Source organism: Nocardia sp. BMG111209 (assembly GCF_000381925.1).
In the GTDB taxonomy this organism is placed as follows: domain Bacteria; phylum Actinomycetota; class Actinomycetes; order Mycobacteriales; family Mycobacteriaceae; genus Nocardia.
In genome coordinates this window covers 4,379,912-4,400,541 of sequence record NZ_KB907307.1, presented here as the reverse complement: position 1 = coordinate 4,400,541, position 20,630 = coordinate 4,379,912, and the positions used below count along the sequence as shown (strand labels likewise).

Below are 20,630 nucleotides of genomic sequence, written 5' to 3'. Positions count from 1 at the left end.
CGATGTACCGGGGAATGTTTCGGTGATCTTCACAGGCGTTCCCGTGGCGTCCTGCGGAGATGCCACCGCCGCCACAAAATCCGTTCGGCGCGAGCGGATTCGGTGGCGGCGGGCGGCGGATCAGTAGGTGTAGAACCCGCGCTTGGTCTTCCGGCCCAGATAGCCGGATTCGACCATGCGGCGCAACAACACCGGCGGTGCGTAGTGCGGCTCGCGGAACTCCTCGTACAGCGATTCGGCGACGGCGAGGGTGACGTCGAGGCCGATGGTGTCGGTGAGCCGCAGCGGGCCCATCGGATGGGCACAGCCGGACACCATGCCCTCGTCGATGTCCTCGGGGCGGGCGAAGCCGGATTCCAGCATGCGGATCGCCGAGCACAGGTAGGGGATCAGCAGCGCGTTGACGATGAAACCGGCCTGATCCTTGGATTCGATGGTGCGCTTGCCGAGGGTGTCGCGGGCCCACGCGGTGGCCTGGTCGGCGACCGCGCGGTCGGTCTTCAGGCTGACCACGATCTCGACCAGCGGCAGCACCGGCACCGGGTTGAAGAAGTGGATACCGAGCACCCGCTCGGGGCGGGTGGTGGCGTTGGCGATCCGGACCACCGGGATCGAGGAGGTGTTCGTGGCCAGGATGGTCTCGGGCGAGACCAGCGCGTCGAGTTCGGCGAAGAACTCCGTCTTCAGCGACTCGATCTCGGGGGCCGCCTCGACCACCAGTTCCCGATCGGCGAAATCGCCGATCGTGGTGGTGAGGGTGATCCGGCCGCGGGCCTCGTCGGCCGCCGCCTGCTCCAGCCGGCCGGACTTCACGGCCCGCGCCAAGGAGGTCTCGATCCGCGCGACGGCCGCGTCGGCGGCCTCCCGGTCGCGCTCGAGGACCAGCACGCTACCGCCGTTCCGGGCCGCGACCTCGGCGATTCCGGCCCCCATGGTGCCGCCGCCGATGACTCCGATGCGATCCACGCTTGCCGCTCCTTCGTTCGTGGGATGCTCTGGGCCGAGCCTATCGGCGGGGGGTGATTCGCCGGAATCCCGCCCCACCCAGTCTGGAATGAGTCATACTTCTGAATGTGTCCACTGTGTCGGACTTCGAGCGGATGCTCCGAGCGGCCGCTCTGCGTGTGACAGCACCGCGACTGGCGGTGCTGGCCGCGGCGCACGACCATCCGCACTCCGATACGGACACCCTCATCGGCCTCGTCCGCGAGGCCCTGGAAACGGTGTCCCACCAGGCCGTATACGACGTACTGCGGGTGCTGACCGGCGCCGGGCTGCTGCGCCGCATCCAGCCGACGGGCTCCGTGGCGCGGTACGAGACCCGGGTGGGGGACAACCACCACCATGTCGTGTGCCGCTTGTGTGGCGCCATCGCCGATGTCGACTGTGCGATCGGCGCGACACCCTGCCTGACCGCCGCCGACAGCAGCGGCTTCACCATCGACGAGGCCGAGGTCATCTATTGGGGCCGGTGTCCCGACTGTGCTCTGCTGCCGACTCCCGACAGCCGTTGATCCACTGTGTGTGAAAGGGAATTCCATTGTCCGAGAGCAACACCGATCACAATGTCATCGCCGAGGGACCGGCCGAGAGCTCGGGCGGCTGCCCGGTCGCGCACACTCGCGCGCCGTACCCGGCCCAGGGCAGCGCCAATCAGAACTGGTGGCCGAACCGGCTGAATCTGAAGATCCTGGCCAAGAATCCGGTGGTCGCGAATCCGCTCGGAGGCGAATTCGATTACGCCGCAGCGTTCAACGGCCTGGACCTGCCCGCGGTGAAGAGTGACATCGCCGCGGTGCTGACCACCTCGCAGGATTGGTGGCCCGCCGACTACGGCCACTACGGCCCGCTGATGATCCGGATGGCCTGGCATGCCGCGGGCACCTACCGGATCAGCGACGGCCGCGGTGGCGCCGGCGCCGGGCAGCAGCGGTTCGCGCCGCTGAACAGCTGGCCCGACAACGGCAACCTGGACAAGGCCCGCCGCCTGTTGTGGCCGGTCAAGAAGAAGTACGGCCAGGCCCTGTCCTGGGCCGACCTGCTGGTGCTGACCGGCAATGTGGCCCTGGAGTCCATGGGATTCCAGACCTTCGGCTTCGCCGGCGGCCGCCCCGACGTGTGGGAGTCCGAGGAGGACGTCTACTGGGGCCCGGAGACCGGCTGGCTCGACGACGAGCGCTACACCGGCAACCGCGATCTGGAGAACCCGCTGGCCGCGGTGCAGATGGGCCTGATCTACGTGAATCCGGAGGGCCCCAACGGAACTCCGGATCCGCTGGCCGCCGCCGTCGACATCCGGGAGACCTTCCGCCGGATGGCGATGAACGACGAGGAGACCGTCGCGCTGATCGCGGGCGGCCACTCGTTCGGCAAGACCCACGGCGCCGGTGATCCGGATCTGGTCGGTCCCGAGCCGGAGGCCGCGCCGCTCGAGGAGCAGGGCCTGGGCTGGAAGAACGCGTTCGGCACCGGTAAGGGCGCCGACGCGATCACCAGCGGTCTGGAGGGCACCTGGACCCCCACGCCGACGACCTGGGACAACAGCTTCTTCGACACCCTGTTCGGCAACGAGTGGCAGCAGACCAAGAGCCCGGCGGGCGCGTGGCAGTGGATCCCGACCGATCCGGAGGCCACCGTCGCCGACGCGCACGACTCGTCGAAGCGGCATCCGCTGGTGATGCTCACGACCGACCTCGCGCTGCGGCAGGACCCGATCTACGAGCCGATCTCGCGGCGTTTCCACGAGAACCCGGCGGAGCTGGCGGATGCCTTCGCCCGCGCCTGGTTCAAGCTGATCCATCGCGATATGGGCCCGCTCGCACGGTATCTCGGCCCGGAGGTGCCCAGTGAGGTACTGCTGTGGCAGGATCCGGTACCCGCGGTGGACCACGAACTGGTCGGCGCGGACGACGTGACCGCGCTCAAGCGCAGCATCCTCGACTCCGGACTCACTGTCTCCCAGCTGGTTTCGACCGCCTGGGCGTCGGCCTCGACCTTCCGCGGCAGTGACAAGCGCGGTGGGGCCAACGGTGCGCGACTCCGGTTGCAGCCGCAATCGAGCTGGGAGATCAACGAACCCGATCAGCTGGCCGTCGTGCTGCGTACGCTCGAGGGAATTCAGGAGGCGTTCAACAGCTCCGCCACCGGTAAGCAGGTCTCGCTGGCCGATGTGATCGTGCTGGCCGGCGCAGCGGGTGTCGAACAGGGCGCGCGCAACGCGGGTCTCGAGATCGAGGTGCCGTTCACCCCGGGCCGCACCGACGCCACCCAGGAGTGGACCGACGTCGAATCCTTCGCGGCGCTGGAGCCGGCCGCCGACGGTTTCCGCAACTACCTCGGCAAGGGCCAGCGCCTGCCCGCGGAATTCCTGCTGGTCGACAAGGCAAACCTGCTCACGCTGAGCGCTCCCGAGCTGACCGTCCTCATCGGCGGCCTGCGCGTACTCGGCGCGAACTACCAGAACTCGGTGCTGGGTGTCCTCACCGACCGTCCGGAGTCGCTGACCAACGACTTCTTCGTGAACCTGCTCGAACTGGGCACGGTCTGGACGCCGGCCACCGACGAGGCGGAGACGTTCGAGGGTCGGGACGCCTCCGGCGCGGTGCGCTGGACCGGCAGCCGGGTGGACCTCGTCTTCGGCTCGAACTCCGAGCTGCGGGCGCTGGCGGAGGTCTACGCGAGCGACGACGCGCACGAGAAGTTCGTGCACGATTTCGTCGACGCCTGGGTGAAGGTCTCGAACCTGGACCGGTACGACCTGGCGTGATCGCTCCCGGTGCCGGCCGGTTCGCCCCGGCCGACACCGTCGATCGGCTTGCTGTGCAACGATTCTCGCCGCGTCCCGGGCATCCCGGGGCGCGGCGAGGGTCGTTTCCGGGTCAGTCGTGGGCGAGGTGCAGCGGATACGTGGCACCTCGCAACACCGGGACGAGCACCACGGTGACGAGCGCGGCGATCACGGCCAGTACGCCGATACCGGCCGCCAGTCCGCCGGTGCCCGCCGGCCGACGAGATTCACACTGTGTAGCCCGGCGACGACCAGGGCCGAGGCGAACTGGCCGAGGAACAGCGTGCCCGTCCACAGGCCGGTGCCGCGACCGCGCTGATCGAAGGTGAGCCGGTTGACCGCCCACACCAGCAGCGTCGGCAACATCAGTCCGGTGCCGAATCCGGTGACGATCGCGCCCGCGATGATCACCGCGACCGTATGGGTCGCGGCGACGATACCGAGACCGACCGCCGCACAACCGAATTCGATCGGCACCAGGCGCGCCGCGGTGGACCCGGAGAGCCGGCCGAACAGTCCCGCGCCGACGGCGGTGGCCAGGGACATCAGGGCGCTGATGCCGCCGATCGCGGCGGTCGAGCCGACACCGGCGTCGTCGAGTACGAAGGACAGCTCGACGATCAAGGTGTAGAACAGGATTCCGCCGAACAGCGTGACCAGGCAGGGCGTGGCCAGCTGCCGCCACGGCAGCGCAACCAGTTTCGCGGAGCGGGCAGCGGAACGGGCGGGCTCCCACAGCAATCGGGCCATCGGCACGGCCAGCAGCGCCGCCGCCAGATACAGCCAGAACGGCGTGCGCCAGCCCGCGCCGCCGAGGGCGCCACCGGCGCCGAGGAATACGGTGGCGGCGATCGCGGTGGTGAGCGTCTGCAGGCCCATGTACCGCGCGCGCCGCGGTCCGGACCAGTAGTCGCCGATCATCGTGGTGCAGCAGGTCATGATCGCCGCCTCGCACAGGCCCAGCAGCACCCGGCTCACGACGATCGCGGGCAGGCCGGGCAGGTACAGCGGCGCGGTCCCGACCACCGAATAGCCGACCATCGCGATCAGCAGGGTCCGGCGGCGGTCGATCCGGTCGGCGACGAATCCGGCGAACGGCGCGGTGAGGCCCACCAGCAGCGCGGGGGCCGACAACATCAGCGGGGTCAGCACCTCGACTCCGGGGGTGCCGGCGAAGGCATCCTTCACCTGCGGCAACACCGGCGCCAGCAGGGTCGCGCCGAGTACCGGTAGGCAACTCGCCGCCAGCAGCAGCGCCAATTGCGCGCGTCCGGCGGCGGGAGCAACCGGCGCGGCGAGGGGGACTTGGGTTTCCGACACGAGACACCTTCGGTACAGCGATAGTGAACTGCGCCACAACATGGCGTGGCTCACAGCGTGTCGGAAGGGCCGGGCCGGAGGGAACCCGCAATTCGCTATACCCGCCATCCATCGGATGGATCGGGCGGCGCCGGGGCGGGGATCACCGGGGCCGGGCCCTGCGCTCCGGGGGCAGCGGTCTACAGCACCTCGGCCTTGTGCAGAGTTTCCAGCTGCTGCCAGATTTCGTGATCGGCGGGCAGGTAGGTGGCGAGATCGTCCTGCGCCGTGAGGCTTTCGATGACGGCGCGCAGCCGGGCGGTGGAATGCGCGTTGCCGTACCAGAATTCGGGCGGGATGGAGGTGAGGGCGAGCAGCAGGCCGCCGGGCAGCAGATCGCCTATCGACAGCGGGTCTTCTTCCAGCAGGGTCAGCGCCCACGACGCCACCGACTCCAGGCTCTCCCGTTGCCGCAGCAGCACATACAGCTCCTCCGCGCCCAGCGCGCGGATCGGCGTCTGCCGCAGCGTGTGCACCGCCTGTTGTGCCCGCGACGCGCCGGCCGGCGGTTCCGGCCGGGTCTCGCCGTCGAGATCCTCGAGCGTCATGCTCCCCAGGTCGATGGTGTTCATACCGTCCTCACCGTTTCTGCAACCCCACTTCGACGGTACCCGCCGCGCCGATCACCAGGGCAGTGGCCCGTCGTTGGCGAAGAATTCACCGGTCGGGCCGTCGGGGCCGAGCAGCGCCAGCCGGACGATCACGTCCGCACCCTCCTCGACGGTCTGGGTACCCGCGTGCTGGTTGAGGTCGGTATCGGTGAAGCCGGGATCCGCCGCGTTGATCCGGATATCGGGATACGCCTTGGCGTACTGCACGGTCACCATGTTCAGCGCCGCCTTCGAGGCCGGGTACTCGACGCCGGTGTAGAAGCCCGCGGGCCCGGCCAGCGCGCGCACCGAGGACAGGCCGCTGGACACGTTGACCACCACCGGCGCCGCCGAGTCCCGCAGCAGGGGCAGGAAGGCGTTGGTGACCCGGACGACGCCGAACACGTTGGTGTCGAACAACTTTCGCAGCGATTCGGCCGTGGCGCCGGCGGCGGTGGGGATGCCGCCGTCCGCGGTGCGGAACTCGATGCCCGCGTTGTTGACCAGCACGTCCAGGCCGCCGTCGGCGGCGACGGTCCGGGCGGCCGCGGCGATCGACTCGTCGTCGGTGACATCGAGCCGGACGAACCGCGCGCCCAGGCCCTCGGCGGCGGCCCGGCCGCGCTCGGGGTCGCGGGCGCCGACGTACACGGTGTGCCCGGCGGCGACGAGCCGGCGGGCGGTTTCATGACCGAGGCCCTTGTTCGCCCCGGTGATCAGTGTCGTTGTCATGAGTCCAGGGTTGCCCGATGATGGCGGGATCACCAGAGGACTGCTTGTCCCGGGACCGCGGATCCCCGCTCGGTGCGGCGAAAGTTATCCGCCGGCCGCGCGCAGTTCGTCCACGGCCTTGTCGATCCGCCGCTGCCTGGTCTCGGCGGTCTTGGCCTGGTCGATCGGCTGGACCAGGCGTTGTTTGCGGCTGTGGGACAGGGCCTCGTATGCCTGCCGCAGCGCCGGGTCGAGGACCGCGGCGAGGTCGGCGGGCAGTTCGACGGTGCGCGGGGCATCGTCGAGGGTGAGTTCCACCTCCACCCGGTCGCCCGCGCTCACCCCGGCGGCCTTGCGGATCTCGGCGCTGACGCTCAGCAGTTGCCGGCCGCCCATCACTCCGAGGGTGGTGCGATAGGTGTGGTCGTTGATCGTCACCGCGACCGGCGGGCGGCGCCCGGCGCCGAGTGCGGTCACGATATCGGCCGGCACCTCGATGCCGGTCGTGTTCTTGCCGGTGGCCTCGACAGTGGCCTGGAATTTCATCGTGGGATTCCTTGACCGATCAGTACCGGATAATGCACGGTACAGTACCCAATCGGTACGGTAGGGTGCAAGAGTTCCGGCCGGGCCGTACCGAAGGGTTGATCCGCATGGCGACCGAGGATCCGGCGGCGCCGGAAGACGTACTGGTGGTGCGTATTCCGCTGTCCGCCCCCGATGTCGCGGCCCGCCCGGCGCGCGGTCCCGACCCGCGCGCGGTGCGTACCCGCACGGCGGTCGCGACGGCCGCCACGCGGTTGTTCCTGGCGAAGGGCTACCAGGGCACCAGCGTCGACGACATCGCCGCGGCGGCCCGGGTCTCGAAACGCAGCGTGTACAACAACTTCGGGGACAAACAGCGGCTGTTCACCGAGATCGTGCTCGGCGCCACCCCCACCGCCGCGGATTTCACCGAGCGGCTGGTCGCGGGCCTGACCGAGGCCGCGGACGTCCCGGCGGCCCTGCGCGAACTGGCCCGCCGCCACCTCGCCACCGTCGCCCAGCCCGCGGTGCTGCGGCTGCGGCGCCTGATCATCCTGGAGGCCGGGCGTTTTCCCGAACTGGCCGACGAATACTTCCGGCGTGCGCCCGGTCGCGTGATCGATGCGCTGACCGGCGCGTTCGCGGCCCTGCACGAGCGCGGCGCCCTGTGCGCGCCGGACCCGCGGCGCGCGGCCGAGCACTATTCGTATCTCGTCCTCGGCGCCACGCTCGACACGGCCCTGTTCGCACCCGGCGCCGAGTTGCCCGGCCCGGCGGAACTGGATCGGATCGCCGACGCGGGCGCGACCGCATTCCTCGCCGCCTATCGGAGCAAATGAGGACGAGTCACTCAATTCGCCGTCTCCGCCTGCTCGTTACAGTCGAACCGGTTGTGCTCGGGTGGCACCGCGGGACGAGAGGCTCTGATGGACTTCGACGAACTCGGCATGATCCTGCGCGGGCTCGGGGTGCCCGACTCGGTCGCCTCGATCGGCGGGTACGCCGACGATCATTTCTGCCTGGTGCCCGTCGCGGACGGGACCTTCGAGGTCTGCTGGTTCGAACGCGGCGCGAAACACGATGTGTGCGTGTACGACTCGGTGAACACCGCCTGCCTGGGCTTCCTCGGGGTGATCGGCGGCGGGCTGTCCGGGTTGCAGCCGGTGGCGCCGGGACACGGTGTCCGCAACGCGCTCGGCGGGGCGTCCTACGCGCATCCGGCGGTGCAGCGGCTGCTCGCGAGCGATCCCGACACCGTCTTCGGCCCGCTGCCGGAACCGGAGTGGATCCGGAGTTTCGTCCTCCCCGAGGACCGGGGGCTGCCGATCGGGCAGCGCCGGTTGATCTGGCCGGACGCGATCCGGCACCCCGACGGATTCACCACCCCGGCGGGCCGGGCGCCCGGTCGCCTGGAGATCGGCAGTGTCCTGGATTCCTTCGGGCCCACCTTCACCCGGATCCTGTACGACGAGGGCGCCTCGTTCGGGGCGCGCTCGCTGCCGATCGACTACGCGCAATCCGGCTATCGGCGCTGGCGGGTGCTGCAGCCGACGCCGGTGTGGTCCGGCGCGGTCGCGCCCTGGTTCGGTCGGCAGGGCGGCGCGATCCAGCACAAGGCGATGACGCCGGTGATCGATCTGGTCGGCGCCGGATTCGTCGAGGAACTGCCACTGTGACCCCACCCGGTGCGCAATCGCACCCGCAGGATCCGGTGAGCCAGTTCGCCACCTTCTCCAAGGTCGACGTGCCGGGCCGGCTGATCTCGGAAAATGCCGTGCGCGAACAGAGTTGGTGCATCCTGCGGGCCGCGGACGGCTGGTACGAGGTCTTCTACTACGAACACGGTTCGCGCACCGAGAAACTCGGCCGCGCGGCGACCCGGACCGCCGCGCTGCGCCTGCTCGGCGGCCGGTTGCTGCACGCCGACATCCTCAACCGCAGATCCCGTACCTGAGACCGGAAGTCCGGGCCCGCACCATCTTTCGGGCCCGGAGCACCGGCCGGACGGTCACGCCGGATACGCGCCCGCGGCGATATCGTCGAGCAGGGCCGGGCCGGTGGGGGTCCAGCCGAGCAGTTCCCGGGTGGCGGTGCTGCTCGCGGTGAGGTCGGCGGCGAAGAAGGCGCCGATCCAGCCGAAGTGGCCCGCGACATCCTCGGGGGCGACGGCGGCGACGGGCAGATCGAGCGCGCGGCCGATCGCCTCGGCGATCTCGCGAGTGGATACGCCCTCCTCCGCGACGGCGTGCAGCCGCGCGCCGGCCGGCGCCTTGGCCAGGCCGAGCACCGCCATGCGCGCGGCGTCGGTGCGGTGCACCGCGGCCCAGCGGTTGGCGCCGTCGGCCGGATATCCCGAGACGCCTTGCTGCCTCGCGATATTCGCGATGACCGAGATGAAGCCGTGGTCGCCCATGCCGTGCACGGTCGGCGAGAAGCGCAGGCTGACGGCGTGCACGCCGCGGTCGACGTATTCCAGTGCGAGATTCTCGGTGCCGCCGCGCGGCGAGTCCGGTCCGTGGGCCGGGCTCGGGTCGGCCTCGGTGGCCGGGCGGCCGTAGGCGAGCCCGGCCACGCCCGATGCCAGCAGGAACGGCCGGCCCGATCCGGCGAGGGTGTCGACGATGGTCTGCACCGCCGTGCGTTCGGCGGCGGCCGTGCCGGCCAGGTCGGACCAGTCGTGCTTGTTGGCGAGGTGGAAGACGGCGTCGGCCGCCTCGGCGCCGGCGTGGATACCGGCCGGATCGTCCAGGTCGCCGCGGCGGACCAGGGCGCCCTTGGTCGCCAGGGCCGCGGCCGAGGCGTCCGACCTGGCCAGGCCGGTGACCTCGTGACCGGCGGCGAGCAGTTCGTCGACGATGGCGGAGCCGATCCAGCCGGAGGCTCCGGTGACGAAAACGCGCATGACGTGATTCTCCTTCGACGCCCGGCGGGCGTGGTCGGTATACGGTTGATGTCTGCGACTGACGTCAGTGGCAGACATCAACCTACACTCGAAGTCAGTCGCTGTCATCACCTAGGATGGTCGGCATGGCGCGTTGGGAACCCGGGACCGCGGAGCGGCTGCAACAGGCCGCGCTCGAGCTGTTCGCGAGCCGCGGGTACGAGCAGACCACCGCCACCGAGATCGCGCAGTCCGTCGGACTCACCGAACGGACCTTCTTCCGGCACTTCGCCGACAAGCGGGAGGTGCTGTTCCACGGTCAGGAACTGCTCCAGGGGGCGTTCCTGACCGGGATGGACAGCGCGCCCGCCGGGGCGGGGGCACTGGACGTGGTCATCGTCGCGATGCATTCGGCCGCGACGGAATTCTTCCCCGCCGAACGTCGCCCGCATTCCCGGGCGCGGCAGACGATCATCGATCGGAATCCGGCACTGCGGGAACGGGAACGGCACAAGCTCGCGACGCTCGGCGCCACGGTGGCGGCCGCCCTGCGCGACCGCGGGATCGGTGAGCTGCCGGCCGTGCTCGCGGCGGAATCCGGCATCATGGTGTTCCGGCTGGCCTTCGGACTGTGGATCCGCGAGGGCGAACAACGGTCCCTCGCGGACATCCAGACCGCGGTGTTCGGCGAACTCTTCACCTTGACCGCGACGGCGGCCGGGTCAGCCGCGGACGACGTGCAGCAGCGCGAAGTCCAGCGGTAACCGCCGCTGCCCCAGCAGTTTCAGACCGGCGGCGGCGAGCAGCGTCTCGTAGTGGGCGTAATCGCGTTCGCGGCCACCGACATTGCAGAGCATGTGCAGATCCCACGCCGGAGCCAGTGAGCCGGTACCGGTTTCGGGCAGCAGGCGCTCGACGATGTAGAGATCCGCGTGCGCGGGCATGGCCGCGGCACAGCGCCGCAGGATCGTCGCGCACTGCTCGTCGTCCCAGTCGTGCAGGACCCGCGACAGCAGGTAGATGTCGCCGCCGCCGGGCACCGACTCGGTGAAATCGCCGGGGACCAGCTCGCAACGGTCGAGCAGACCGGCCGCTCGCAGGCCCGGCCGCGCCTGCTCCAGGGTGACGGCCCGCTCGAACAGCACCCCGCGCAACCGCGGATTCGCTTGCAGCACACCGGCGAGCAGCTCACCGTTGCCGCCGCCGATGTCGACCACCGTATTCGCGCCGGTACAGTCGAGCAGATTCCCGACGCGGCCGAACATCGCGGCGCCCGCGGCCATGGCGTCGTCGAATATCGCCGCGCGATCGGGCTCGGCCGCGAAGTAGTCGAAATGGTGCTGCCCGAAGTGCTGATCGAAGGCGGTACGCCCGGTGCGCACGGAATAGCCCAGCTGGGCGAAGGATTCGTAGAAGAAGCCGGCGTAGAGGCGGGCCAGCGGATGCAGCGAACGCTCGGCCGTGGTGGCCAGCGGGGCGCCGGTGTCGGTCAGGGCCCAGCCGTCGCCGGCGGGCCGGACCACATCCAGGTCGGCGAGGTAGCGCAGCAGCCGGGCCAGTGCGTCCGGATCGGTGCCGGTCCGGTGCGCGAGGTCGGCGGCGGTGCTGCCGGGTGCGGCGGCGAGCCGGTCGGCGAGGCCGAGCTCGGCGGTGGCGGCCAGCGCCTGGGTGGCCCACGCGCCGGTCAGCAGTCGCAGCAATCGGGTGGCCGGGTCGGCGGTCTCGGCCAGATGTGTGGCCAGGACCTCCGGATGGTGGCCCGCGACGAACAGTTCCAGCCGGTGCTGCGGCCGGGCGGGACCGGTACCGGCGAAGTACAGCACGGTGCTGTCCTCGTGCTCGTTGTAACCGCCACCGTCGCAGGCCATCCGGCCGGGTCCGGTCAGCAGTGCCCGCAGCCCGATGAGGGTGACGGCGTCGATCGGGCCGGTGGCCAGGGCCACATGGGTCTCGTGCGCCGCGTCGCGCTCGTCGGCCGCCACCTGCGCGGGGCCGTCCACCAGCGCGAAAATCTCTATCTCGCAGGGTGTTCCGTCGGCCGCGGGCACACCGGCGCGCACGATCGACACCGGCAGGCCGTCGGCGGGCAGACCGTGCCGGGCGGCCAGTCGTTGCCGCACGACGACACTCGGCACCGGCGGCCGGGCGGTGATCTCGTGCGCGGCCAGCGCCTCGTCCAGGGCCCGCAGATCCGGCGGGAACACCAGGACCGCGGCGTGCGCGAGCCGGCAGTGCGCGGCGACGGCGGCGCGCTGGGCCTCGGTCAGGTCGGGCACCACGGCGGCGAGTACCCGTGCGCCGTCGTGGGTTCGGATGAATCGGACGGCCGCGTCCACCTGATCCAGGTCGGCCGGGTCGAGAGTCGATAGTGCCAGCGAACGGGTCATGCGCCCTCCTGGGTTCAGATGTCGACGTAGCTTTCCGCGAAGAAGTCCCGATGAGAGCGCGAGGTGGCCAGGCTGTGCAGCTGAGCGCGCTGCAGATCGCGCCGGAACGCGGCCCGCGGGCCGGCCGGCGGATGCAGCAGCTCGATCATGGTGTTCGAGAAGTGTTGCGCGCGAAGTATTCTCGGTAGCAGTTCGTCCGAGTAGCGGTCCAGTGCGGTGGGGTCGTCGTGGCGGACGGCGCGGGTGAAGGCGTGGGCCAGGGCACGGGCGCCGAGGACGGCCAGATTCGCGCCCTTGGCCGCGGACGGGCTGATCGAGGTGGCCGCGTCGCCGGCCAGGAACAGCGTCCCCTCCCGCAGCGGATCGAGGATCTCCGACCGCAGGTGTACCAGGCTGCGCTCGATGATCGCGCCCTCCCGCAGCGGCCCGTACCGGTCGGCGCCGAGCCGCCGGGCCAGTTCCGCCCAGATCCGCGACTCCTCCCACTCCAGCGCCTCGCCGTGCGGGGCGCACTGCAGGTAGTACCGGGTGATGTCGGCGCTGCGGGGCATCTGCCCGGCGAAGCCGTCGGCGTGCACCCCGTAGACGACCGTGGCGGTGGTCGGCGGGGCCTGGGCCAGCAGTGCCAGCCAGGTGATGTCGTATTCGTGCGCGGTGCGGGCGACGGTGACCACCTGCCGGGCGAGGCCGCGGGCGCCGTCGCAACCGGCGAGATAGCGTGCGGTGAAACGATGTTCGCGGCCCTCGGCGTCCCGGGCCAGTACCGCCGGACGGTCGCCGAAGCGGTCGTGGATCTGCTCGGCGGTCAGCTCGAAGCGCAGATCGCCGCCGCGCCGGAGGAATTCGGCGACCAGGTCGGTGACCAGATGTTGCTGCGGATATACCGTATGCGGTTCGCATCGGCCCAGCTCGGCGTAGTTCAGCTCGAATCGGCCGATGGCACTGCGGAATTCGCAGACGCCGTGGGTCTGTCCGGCGGCCCGCAGACCCGCGTCGAGGTCGTGCTCGCGCAGTACGGCGACGCTCTCCGGCGCGAGGAATCCGGCTCGGGCCCGCTGTTCGATATGGGCCCGGCTGCGCCGTTCCAGGACGATGCACTCGACGCCGGCCGCCTGCAGCAGGTTGCCGAGTACGAGACCGGCCGGGCCCGCGCCCAGGATCAGAACCGCAGTGGTGTGGGTACTGCCATCGGCGCGCACGAATCGGAAACCTAGATCAATTGCGATGGTTTGTCAGATCAACCAAGGCGTGTCGCCGATTGTGTGGCGTACGCAACAGGTGTCCGGCACGCGGACCGCACGTGAACTCGCTATGAATCATGGTGCGCGCAATGGTGTTTCGGCGACGCGGACGGTCGTACCCTCGGCCGATGCGGTCATTGCAGCGATCCGGCGCCGATCGGGTTTCCGCGACGGGTTCCGCCTTCACGGACGCGGGACGGTGGCGGCCGGGGGTGGTGTGGCGGCGCACCGGCGAGTGGCTCGGCGCCACCCGCGGGCGGCGGGTCGCCGCCCGGCTGGTGTTCGCCGCAGTGGCGCCGGTCGGGATCGCGATGGTCGCGGGCGTGGCCACCGCGGCGACGCGCACCGATGCCGCCGGGACCACCACCATCGATGCGATCTCCTGGATGAACGTGCGGGACACCTCGGGAATCGCGTTGTCCGACTACGTGTTCGCGACCAACCACGGATCGCTGCTGCATCCCTCCGATTCGGTGTTGTCGACCGTGCTGGACCTGGAGTTCGCCGGATTCATGGCGCTGGTGGTCACCGCGATCTGGCTGATCGGGTACGCGATCAGTTTCCGCTGGCTGGATCTGGTGGCGCGGCCGTTGAGCGACGCCGCCGACGCCCTCTCCGGCCGGGTGGCCACGACACCGCTGCTGCTGGTGGCCGCGACCGCCGGGGCGTTCTTCGTCGCCTGGTTCGTGCTGCGCGGCCAGATCGCCAAGGCCACAGTGCAGATCGTGACGATGCTGGCCGTGGCGGTCGCCGGGGTGCTGTGCCTGGCGCATCCGCTGGCCGATGTGCTGTCCGACCACGGGCTCGTGGTGCAGGGCCGCGACGTCGGACTGGCCGTCGCCGCGGGCCTCAATGGTGACGCCGATCCGAATCCGGATTCGGTGGCGGCCGGGATGCAGGGCACGCTCGCCGACAATTTCGTGCGACATCCGTTGCAGGTGTGGAACTTCGGGCACGTCGTGGACGATTCGCCGGCCTGCCGCGCCGAATGGTCGGCCGGGGTGGCGGCCGGCAGCGACGATCGGATCACCGCCGGGATGCGGCGCTGCGGGGACGCCGCGGCCTACGCCAAGGCCGAGAATCCGAACGCGGGCCAGATCTGTACCGGCCTGCTGCTGTTGGTGTTCGGCGGCCTGCTGCTGGTGTTCGGGGTGTATCTCGCGGGCAAGATCGTGGTGGCCGCGGCGGAGGCGATCTATCACGGCTTCCTGAGCATATTCGGTTTCGCCGCAGGCGGATTCGTGTACGGGCCGACACAGGTCTTCCTCATCCGCAATGTGGTCGACGTCTTCGTGGCGGCCGGGAAGATGATCGCGTTCACCGTCTATCTGGCGGTGTACGCGCTGGTCCTCGACGACGTGTTCCGGCAGGCGGCGGGGCACGGTGTGGCGGTGATCTTCATCGGCGGCGCGGTGATGATCGTCGGCGTGGTGCTGTTGCGGCGGGCCGGCCGCGGGGTCGCGGCGCAGGGCGGCCGGATCGCCGATCAGCTCGGCAGCGTGCTGGCGACCGGGCGGGCGCCGGCCCCGGCCGGGGTCTCGATGGCCGCGGCCGGTGCGGCCGCCGCCGGCACCGGCCGCCTGCTGACCGCGCTCATGGCAGTGAACACCCTCAACGCCAGCCCGGTGACCGAATATCTGATGGGCCGCAGGCGATTTCCGCTCAGCTCCCGGTCCCGGCTGCGCCAGCAGGCGGAGCTGGCGAATATGGAGACCAGCGTCGAGGCGGGCCGCCGGGGCTGGATGCTGAGCTATTACAGCACCCGCGAGCAGGTGCTGGATTCGGCCCGGACCGCCGCCGCCGAACACGGCCACACCGCGCTCGGCGCCGCCGTGGCGGCGGATCGCGTGATCGCCCGGGGCGGTAATCTCGGCGATGTCGAATCCGCGCTCGCCGCAGCGGGTTTCGCGGACAAGAACATGCGGATCGACGCCATCGAGGCCTACCGGCACCGCACCGATCTGGCGCCCAATCTGTGGAGCGGTGATCGCTTCCTCGGCGAGGCCATCGCCTCCCTGAACGTCCTGAAACTCGGCCGGACACCGGCGAATCTGGCGCTGTTCCAGCACACCGCCGATCGGCTGGCGAATCACCGATTCGCCGATCCGGACCTGCGATTCGCGCGCTTCACCCCCGCGGAGCAGGCCTATCTGCACCGGTATCTCGCGACCCCGGCGAAGCCGCTGCGCGAGGCCCTCGACCGGGTCGCCACCGGCGCCGCCACCACGATTCCCGGTCTGCCCGGCCCGATCTCGGCGGAACGCGCGGCGATGCTGACCCGTTTCCTCGATGTCCACCTCGGCCGGGAGTACCTGGCCGCGGCGCAGGCCGGCGATCTGCCGGCGGCCGCGGCGACGCTGCGCAAGATGGCGCTGCCGGAGTACTGGTCCGGCGGCAGCAGACTCGCTCCGGCACAGACCATCCCGGAATTCTGATCAGCGCAGATCGTAGGTGTACCGGCTGGTCGGGACGACGTCGATATCGCGATCCGCGCCGAAGGTGGCGATACTGCGCAACATCCGGGTGACCCGGTCCCGCAACTCGTCCTCGTCGCCACCACTACCCCAGAAGGCGTGCGGATCGGTCATCGCCGCCATCGGGAACAGCTCCTCGACCAGCCCCGCGACCGTGGGACCGTCGGTGACCGGCTCGACCACCGTGTTCTGGATGTATCCGAAGGTGGCCTGGGTCTCGATGGCGACGGCGGTGTGGTTGTCGTGCCAGGTCCGCAGCCAGGTGTGCCTGCTCATCCCGTCCGGAATGCGCAACAGCGCGATATTGGCCAGCGCGTCACACCGCTGTCCGTTCCCGGTCACCGGCGGCGGCAACGGCACCCGCTCGTCCACGATCCACCCCGCGAGCCGATCCGCGGTCGCGGACAGCAGTTTCGTGATCACGGGATGGTCCTCGGCCCGGACGCTGACGATCGCCGTGACGGGTTCGGGCCCGGTACTGATCCGCGTCTGCGCCGCCGCGACATCCGCGTCGGCGACATTGACCTGCAAGGCCCTGGCCCCGGCCTCGGCGAGCCCGCGATGCAACGCGGACCCGTGCAACGTGGTCTCCAGATCGTCGCCCCACAGGGCATACATCAATTTCATGGCGCACCTTTCGATCCTGCTGCCATGATGGTGAACCCCCGGCCCGCCCCGCGGCCGATATTCCGCTGTTCGGGATGAAGAATCGGGCCGGTGGCGGCGCGGTTACCTGTGCGGCGCCGATCAGCGCAGAGAGACGGTGGTGCCGCCGGAGAACATCGAGTCGTGCAGCACGATGTGGTCCGCGGTGGCGTCGGCCGGCAGGTCGAACACCACCTGGGCGGTGACCGTGTTGCCCGGGTTGATGTCGGCGTACAGGCTGGTGTCGGGCTGCAGATTCATCGCGGCGGACGCATCGTTGGCGAACTTGCGGTTCTGCGAATCGAAGAGCGTCTGATCCGACGGGGAGAAACCGTAGGGCACGGCCGAGATGTTGTGCACGGTGATCGAGACGATGGTGTATGCACCCTGCGCCGTCTTCTGCAGGAACGAGTTGTTCCCTACCGTTGCCACGCCGGATTGCACGGCAGTGACGGTGAATTCGAATTTCCCGTCCCGGGTCGGGGTGTTGGGACCCACCGACGAACGGCCATTCGAATCGCCGGCTCCGGCGGCGGCCTTCGCACCCGGCGCACCGGCTGCCGCAGGCGTGGGCGACGCCGATTTGCTGCTGCCGTGGGTGAGCAGCCCACCGACGCCACACAGGGCGATTATCGAGACGACGACGATCAACAGGATCCGACCGGTCCCGCTCTTTTTTCGAGGTGGTTGCGGAAAATTTCCGGCGTAGGGCGGATAGCCCGGCGGCGGTGGCGGGAACGGCTGCTGCGGATGGGGGCCGGGATAGTTCATGGAGTGTCCTGGAAGATTGTGAACGTGGCTGATCCCGATCGCGCACGGACGGCTCAATGGGAGGATCGGCGCACGAATCGGCGCTGACAGAAACAATATTCGACACCTGGCCCGGGCCGCCTGAAGGTGCGTAGCGGGCATCGGCCGGTGTCGTTGACAATGTCCGCTCGGCGATCTCCGACGCCGAGTGCTGCTCTCCCCTTGATGTATCGAATCCAACGCCGCCCGATTACCTGGAGGTAGCCCGGACGATCCGAGGAAAAGAGAATGTCACAGTCCGCCGGCATTGGCAAATCCGTTGCCGGACAAGATGAATACGACCGGCCGGATTGTTCGGACGGAAATCCGTCCGATATTCCGACATTGCGGATTCAGCGGATGGTGGCGACCAGGGTGGCTATTTCGCGGGCGAGGGTGGTGGGAGGTGGGCCGGTGAGGCCGCGGGCGGCCCAGCAGCGGATGGCGTCGGCGACGAGGACCTGGGCTATGCGGGCGGCTCGGGTGAGGTCGATGTCGGCGGGGAGTTTGCCGTCGTCGCGGGCCCGGCGGAAGGGTTCGAGGAACAGGGGGGCGAGGTCGGTGTCGGGGGCCTCGGCGGCGATGGCGCGCTGTTCCAGGCGGTAGATCTCCAGGAAGGTTTCCGAGATCAGTTCCGGGGGGTAGGTGCGCAGGCGGTGTTCCAGGGTGCCGACGATCGTGGTGATCAGGTCGGGGAGTTCGTAGGGGGTGCCGGCGAGGGCCGTGGCCGCGTCGTGGGCGTCGCGCATGGTGAAGACCTCGAACTCCAGCAGGACGTCCTCGCGGCGGGAGAAGTACACGTAGAACAGGGCTTTCGAGACGCCGGCCGCCTTGCAGATATCGGTGACGGTGGTGTCGGCGAAGCCCCGGGTGCGCCACAGGGCCATGGCGGCCTGCCGGATGGCCTCCCGGCTGGCCTGGGAGCGGGCCCGGACCGGCACGGCGCGAGTCTGACGGTAGTCAGGCTTCTGGTCCGGGGAAACCTTCGGCATGGCAACGACTCTACCGCACATCGATTTCTGACTACAGTCAGAAACTCGTTGACTCGGGTCAGGAAAGCTGCCATGCTCGCCGGACAGGGACGCGCACCGGCCGGCCGTCCGGACCGATCCACCGCTCACGGAAGAGATACGGATATGCAGATCCTCACGGAGACCGAGGAACCGGTGGCCTGGTCGGCGCTACGGGGGCAGCAGGTGATCCTCTGGTCGGCGCCGGTCGTCGCGCTGGTGCTGCTGGTGCTGTTCGCCGCGTTCCCCGGCTTCTTCCCGCCGATGTCACCCGATCTGCCGGCCGCGGATGTCGCGCGGTTCTATCAGGACCACACCTCGTGGATCCGGTTCACCATGGTGGGTTTCAATCTGTGCGGCATCATGATCGTGCCGTTCTTCGTGCTGATCATGGCCCAGATGATGCGGATGCGGGAGCAGTCCCGGATCTTCGCCTTCTGCTATCTGACGTCGGTGGTGGCGGGGGCCACGCTGTTCGCGCTGTCCGCGATCCTGTTCGGGGTGGCCGCGTTCCGGCCCGATCGCGGCGCGGATCTGGAACAGCTGCTCAACGATCTCGCCTGGATCTTCTTCGTCGCGCCGATCGGGATGCTGGTCTCGCAGTTCGTATTGCTCGCCCTCGGCGTGTATTTCGACGACGAGCGCGCGCCGGTGTTCCCGAAATGGGTGGGGCACTACAGCCTGCTGACCGCGGTGGTGATGGCGCCGTCGGCCTGTGCGGCCGTGGTGCATTCGGGCCCGCTGGCCTGGGACGGATTCGTCTCCTTCTGGCTGCGCAACGGCGCGTTCGCGCTGTTCTGCGTGGTGATGTTCTTCGTGCTGCGGAATACGCTGCGGCGGCAGGCGATCGAGGCCGGGGTGCCGCGATGAGCACCGCGACCACCGTCCCGGCGGTGGCGACCGGCGGCGAGCCGGACCGCCGCGCCACCCGCGATGTGCGAATCGTGTACTGGGCCTTCGCCGTCTTCTATCTGGTGCTCTCGCTCGGTGTGGTGCTGTTCGGCCGCGCCACCCCGCCGCCGCGGCCCGATGTCACCGATCTGCAGGCGGCGCAGTGGTTCGACAAGCATCACCTCACGATCCAGATCGGTTTCGCCGCACTGCTGATGATCGCCGGCGGCGCGGCGGTGGCCAACGGCATCATCGGCTACTACATGAAGCGGATGTCGTCGGGTTCGGTGCTGGCGTACGCCTACATCGGCGCGATGGGGGTCGGCGCGATCCCGGGATTCCATGTGCTGCTCGTCTGCTGGCTCACCGCGACCTTCCGGCCGGACCGTGGTCCCGGCCTGGAGCATCTGCTGTACGACCTCGGGATGTTGTCCTACAACGGATCTCTGGGCTGCTTCACCACCGCCTATCTGGTGCTGGCGATCGCGATCCTCTACGACCGCAACCGGATCTTCCCGAAATGGTTCGCGTACGTGTCGGTCTGGCAGATCGTCACCGAGGTGCTCGCCACCCAGATGTGGGTGTTCCACTCCGGCGCCTTCGCCTGGAACGGGCTGATCACCTTCTATATCGCGGTGGTCATCTTCGGTCTGTGGATCGCCTGCCTGCTGCCGATCATGTGGTTCGCCGGCATCCGGGAGACCGCCACCCGGCCGGCGCCGCTGTATTCCGCGGAGGAGGACCGATGACCGTCTCCGACCGGGATCTGCCCGACACCGCACGGCCCCCGGCCGAACCCACGACCCGGCTGCCCGGCGATCTCGACATGTGGGTGATGATCCTCGGCGATCTGTTCTTCTTCGGCTGTTACTTCGTCGCCTACATGATCTTCCGCGCTCGCTCGCCGGAGGCGTTCGCGGCGGCCCAGCAGCATCTTAACATGGGTATCGGCGTGGCCAATACCGTTGTGCTGCTGACCAGTTCGATGTTCGCCGCGTCGGCGGTGGCCGCGGCCCGGTCCGGCGCGGTGCGCACCGCGCGCCGGCTGATCCTCGCCACCGGCGCGTGCGGGCTGATCTTCGCCGCCCTCAAGGCGGTCGAATGGCATCAGGAGATCTCCCGCGGCTTCACCGTATCCGACGAATTCTTCAGCTTCTACTACGTGCTGACCGGCGTGCATCTGGCGCATGTCGCGCTGGGCCTGCTGATCCTCGGTGTGGTGGACCGGGAACTGCGCCGCCGGCAGCGCGTGGCGTTCGTCGAGCAGGGTGTTCTGTTCTGGCACATGATCGACCTGCTCTGGCTGGTCATCTTCGCCATCGTCTACCTCATGAGGTGAA

At 69.5% G+C, this 20,630-nt stretch carries 21 protein-coding genes; 10 read left to right on the top strand and 11 right to left on the bottom strand.

Annotated elements, in window-relative coordinates; all coding sequences use genetic code 11:
* Nucleotides 1-120 precede the first annotated feature (120 nt).
* Entirely contained in the window at nucleotides 121-966 is an 846-nt protein-coding gene (locus G361_RS0120335; RefSeq protein ID WP_019928947.1) for a 3-hydroxybutyryl-CoA dehydrogenase, read from the bottom strand.
* Between the two features lie 107 nt (nucleotides 967-1,073).
* Here G361_RS0120335 and G361_RS0120330 point away from each other — a divergent pair, with 107 nt between their 5' ends.
* Together G361_RS0120330 and katG are read left to right on the top strand one after the other, a co-directional pair.
* On the top strand, nucleotides 1,074-1,514 hold the full coding sequence (locus G361_RS0120330; RefSeq protein ID WP_026343284.1) for a Fur family transcriptional regulator: 441 nt from the start codon (nucleotides 1,074-1,076) through the stop codon (nucleotides 1,512-1,514).
* Between the two features lie 26 nt (nucleotides 1,515-1,540).
* On the top strand, nucleotides 1,541-3,766 hold the full coding sequence (gene katG, locus G361_RS0120325; RefSeq protein WP_019928945.1) for a catalase/peroxidase HPI: 2,226 nt from the start codon (nucleotides 1,541-1,543) through the stop codon (nucleotides 3,764-3,766).
* Nucleotides 3,767-3,955: 189 nt separating this feature from the next.
* On the opposite strand, the gene G361_RS44220 is transcribed toward katG, so the two are convergent.
* The 4 genes from G361_RS44220 to G361_RS0120305 form a co-directional block, all read right to left on the bottom strand.
* Nucleotides 3,956-5,107, bottom strand: a complete 1,152-nt coding sequence (locus G361_RS44220) for an MFS transporter (RefSeq protein WP_196814514.1) — start codon at nucleotides 5,105-5,107, stop codon at nucleotides 3,956-3,958.
* Nucleotides 5,108-5,286: 179 nt separating this feature from the next.
* Nucleotides 5,287-5,718 carry a contact-dependent growth inhibition system immunity protein gene (locus tag G361_RS47085; RefSeq protein ID WP_019928944.1) on the bottom strand — a complete coding sequence of 144 codons (432 nt, stop codon included), beginning with the start codon at nucleotides 5,716-5,718 and terminating at the stop codon, nucleotides 5,287-5,289.
* 51 nt (nucleotides 5,719-5,769) lie between these two features.
* Nucleotides 5,770-6,468 carry an SDR family oxidoreductase gene (locus G361_RS0120310; RefSeq protein WP_019928943.1) on the bottom strand — a complete coding sequence of 233 codons (699 nt, stop codon included), beginning with the start codon at nucleotides 6,466-6,468 and terminating at the stop codon, nucleotides 5,770-5,772.
* 84 nt (nucleotides 6,469-6,552) lie between these two features.
* Nucleotides 6,553-6,993 carry a YdeI/OmpD-associated family protein gene (locus G361_RS0120305; RefSeq protein WP_019928942.1) on the bottom strand — a complete coding sequence of 147 codons (441 nt, stop codon included), beginning with the start codon at nucleotides 6,991-6,993 and terminating at the stop codon, nucleotides 6,553-6,555.
* Between the two features lie 107 nt (nucleotides 6,994-7,100).
* Between G361_RS0120305 and G361_RS0120300 the strand changes: the two genes are divergently transcribed.
* The 3 genes from G361_RS0120300 (at nucleotide 7,101) to G361_RS0120290 (ending at nucleotide 8,926) form a co-directional block, all read left to right on the top strand.
* The gene (locus G361_RS0120300; protein WP_019928941.1) at nucleotides 7,101-7,811 is read left to right on the top strand and encodes a TetR/AcrR family transcriptional regulator; all 711 of its coding nucleotides are present in this window, start codon (nucleotides 7,101-7,103) and stop codon (nucleotides 7,809-7,811) included.
* Between the two features lie 87 nt (nucleotides 7,812-7,898).
* Nucleotides 7,899-8,648 carry a TNT domain-containing protein gene (locus G361_RS0120295; RefSeq protein WP_019928940.1) on the top strand — a complete coding sequence of 250 codons (750 nt, stop codon included), beginning with the start codon at nucleotides 7,899-7,901 and terminating at the stop codon, nucleotides 8,646-8,648.
* Nucleotides 8,645-8,926: a hypothetical protein gene (locus G361_RS0120290; RefSeq protein ID WP_019928939.1), complete on the top strand. Its 282-nt coding sequence runs from the start codon at nucleotides 8,645-8,647 to the stop codon at nucleotides 8,924-8,926. The genes G361_RS0120295 and G361_RS0120290 overlap by 4 nt, the downstream gene beginning before the upstream one ends.
* Before the next feature lie 54 nt (nucleotides 8,927-8,980).
* On the opposite strand, the gene G361_RS0120285 is transcribed toward G361_RS0120290, so the two are convergent.
* The gene (locus G361_RS0120285; protein ID WP_019928938.1) at nucleotides 8,981-9,874 is read right to left on the bottom strand and encodes an SDR family oxidoreductase; all 894 of its coding nucleotides are present in this window, start codon (nucleotides 9,872-9,874) and stop codon (nucleotides 8,981-8,983) included.
* A gap of 125 nt (nucleotides 9,875-9,999) precedes the next feature.
* Between G361_RS0120285 and G361_RS0120280 the strand changes: the two genes are divergently transcribed.
* Entirely contained in the window at nucleotides 10,000-10,617 is a 618-nt protein-coding gene (locus G361_RS0120280) for a TetR/AcrR family transcriptional regulator (protein ID WP_052172845.1), read from the top strand.
* Here G361_RS0120280 and G361_RS0120275 read toward each other — a convergent pair.
* Entirely contained in the window at nucleotides 10,576-12,240 is a 1,665-nt protein-coding gene (locus tag G361_RS0120275; RefSeq protein ID WP_019928936.1) for a methyltransferase, read from the bottom strand. The two genes, G361_RS0120280 and G361_RS0120275, sit on opposite strands and share 42 nt — an antisense overlap.
* Before the next feature lie 14 nt (nucleotides 12,241-12,254).
* On the bottom strand, nucleotides 12,255-13,439 hold the full coding sequence (locus tag G361_RS0120270; RefSeq protein WP_019928935.1) for a 4-hydroxybenzoate 3-monooxygenase: 1,185 nt from the start codon (nucleotides 13,437-13,439) through the stop codon (nucleotides 12,255-12,257).
* A gap of 170 nt (nucleotides 13,440-13,609) precedes the next feature.
* On the opposite strand from G361_RS0120270, the gene G361_RS0120265 reads away from it, so the two are divergent.
* Entirely contained in the window at nucleotides 13,610-15,916 is a 2,307-nt protein-coding gene (locus G361_RS0120265; protein WP_026343283.1) for a hypothetical protein, read from the top strand.
* On the opposite strand, the gene G361_RS0120260 is transcribed toward G361_RS0120265, so the two are convergent.
* The 3 genes from G361_RS0120260 to G361_RS0120250 all read right to left on the bottom strand — a co-directional run bounded on the left by G361_RS0120260 (nucleotide 15,917) and on the right by G361_RS0120250 (nucleotide 18,381).
* Nucleotides 15,917-16,582 carry a hypothetical protein gene (locus tag G361_RS0120260; protein WP_019928934.1) on the bottom strand — a complete coding sequence of 222 codons (666 nt, stop codon included), beginning with the start codon at nucleotides 16,580-16,582 and terminating at the stop codon, nucleotides 15,917-15,919. It abuts the gene before it with no gap.
* A gap of 120 nt (nucleotides 16,583-16,702) precedes the next feature.
* Nucleotides 16,703-17,371, bottom strand: coding sequence for a DUF4352 domain-containing protein (locus G361_RS0120255; RefSeq protein ID WP_026343282.1), 669 nt, complete (start codon nucleotides 17,369-17,371; stop codon nucleotides 16,703-16,705).
* A gap of 371 nt (nucleotides 17,372-17,742) precedes the next feature.
* Complete coding sequence (locus G361_RS0120250) at nucleotides 17,743-18,381, bottom strand: TetR/AcrR family transcriptional regulator (RefSeq protein WP_019928932.1); 639 nt, start codon at nucleotides 18,379-18,381, stop codon at nucleotides 17,743-17,745.
* Nucleotides 18,382-18,525: 144 nt separating this feature from the next.
* On the opposite strand from G361_RS0120250, the gene G361_RS0120245 reads away from it, so the two are divergent.
* The 3 genes from G361_RS0120245 to G361_RS0120235 are packed head-to-tail and all read left to right on the top strand — an operon-like array spanning nucleotide 18,526 to nucleotide 20,629.
* On the top strand, nucleotides 18,526-19,269 hold the full coding sequence (locus tag G361_RS0120245; RefSeq protein WP_019928931.1) for a hypothetical protein: 744 nt from the start codon (nucleotides 18,526-18,528) through the stop codon (nucleotides 19,267-19,269).
* Nucleotides 19,266-20,039, top strand: a complete 774-nt coding sequence (locus G361_RS0120240) for a hypothetical protein (RefSeq protein WP_019928930.1) — start codon at nucleotides 19,266-19,268, stop codon at nucleotides 20,037-20,039. Before G361_RS0120245 ends, G361_RS0120240 begins: the two co-directional genes overlap by 4 nt.
* Nucleotides 20,036-20,629: a cytochrome c oxidase subunit 3 gene (locus G361_RS0120235; RefSeq protein WP_019928929.1), complete on the top strand. Its 594-nt coding sequence runs from the start codon at nucleotides 20,036-20,038 to the stop codon at nucleotides 20,627-20,629. Before G361_RS0120240 ends, G361_RS0120235 begins: the two co-directional genes overlap by 4 nt.
* The last annotated feature ends 1 nt before the right edge of the window (nucleotide 20,630 follow it).

What these genes read in the sequence shown, in the direction of transcription:
- G361_RS47085 (WP_019928944.1), bottom strand. Translation starts at nt 5,718, where the DNA reads ATGAACACCATCGACCTGGGGAGCATGACGCTCGAGGATCTCGACGGC.
- G361_RS0120310 (WP_019928943.1), bottom strand. Translation starts at nt 6,468, where the DNA reads ATGACAACGACACTGATCACCGGGGCGAACAAGGGCCTCGGTCATGAA.
- G361_RS0120305 (WP_019928942.1), bottom strand. Translation starts at nt 6,993, where the DNA reads ATGAAATTCCAGGCCACTGTCGAGGCCACCGGCAAGAACACGACCGGC.
- G361_RS0120300 (WP_019928941.1), top strand. Translation starts at nt 7,101, where the DNA reads ATGGCGACCGAGGATCCGGCGGCGCCGGAAGACGTACTGGTGGTGCGT.
- G361_RS0120295 (WP_019928940.1), top strand. Translation starts at nt 7,899, where the DNA reads ATGGACTTCGACGAACTCGGCATGATCCTGCGCGGGCTCGGGGTGCCC.
- G361_RS0120285 (WP_019928938.1), bottom strand. Translation starts at nt 9,874, where the DNA reads ATGCGCGTTTTCGTCACCGGAGCCTCCGGCTGGATCGGCTCCGCCATC.
- G361_RS0120280 (WP_052172845.1), top strand. Translation starts at nt 10,000, where the DNA reads ATGGCGCGTTGGGAACCCGGGACCGCGGAGCGGCTGCAACAGGCCGCG.
- G361_RS0120275 (WP_019928936.1), bottom strand. Translation starts at nt 12,240, where the DNA reads ATGACCCGTTCGCTGGCACTATCGACTCTCGACCCGGCCGACCTGGAT.
- G361_RS0120265 (WP_026343283.1), top strand. Translation starts at nt 13,610, where the DNA reads ATGCGGTCATTGCAGCGATCCGGCGCCGATCGGGTTTCCGCGACGGGT.
- G361_RS0120260 (WP_019928934.1), bottom strand. Translation starts at nt 16,582, where the DNA reads ATGAAATTGATGTATGCCCTGTGGGGCGACGATCTGGAGACCACGTTG.
- G361_RS0120255 (WP_026343282.1), bottom strand. Translation starts at nt 17,371, where the DNA reads ATGAACTATCCCGGCCCCCATCCGCAGCAGCCGTTCCCGCCACCGCCG.
- G361_RS0120250 (WP_019928932.1), bottom strand. Translation starts at nt 18,381, where the DNA reads ATGCCGAAGGTTTCCCCGGACCAGAAGCCTGACTACCGTCAGACTCGC.
- G361_RS0120245 (WP_019928931.1), top strand. Translation starts at nt 18,526, where the DNA reads ATGCAGATCCTCACGGAGACCGAGGAACCGGTGGCCTGGTCGGCGCTA.
- G361_RS0120240 (WP_019928930.1), top strand. Translation starts at nt 19,266, where the DNA reads ATGAGCACCGCGACCACCGTCCCGGCGGTGGCGACCGGCGGCGAGCCG.
- G361_RS0120235 (WP_019928929.1), top strand. Translation starts at nt 20,036, where the DNA reads ATGACCGTCTCCGACCGGGATCTGCCCGACACCGCACGGCCCCCGGCC.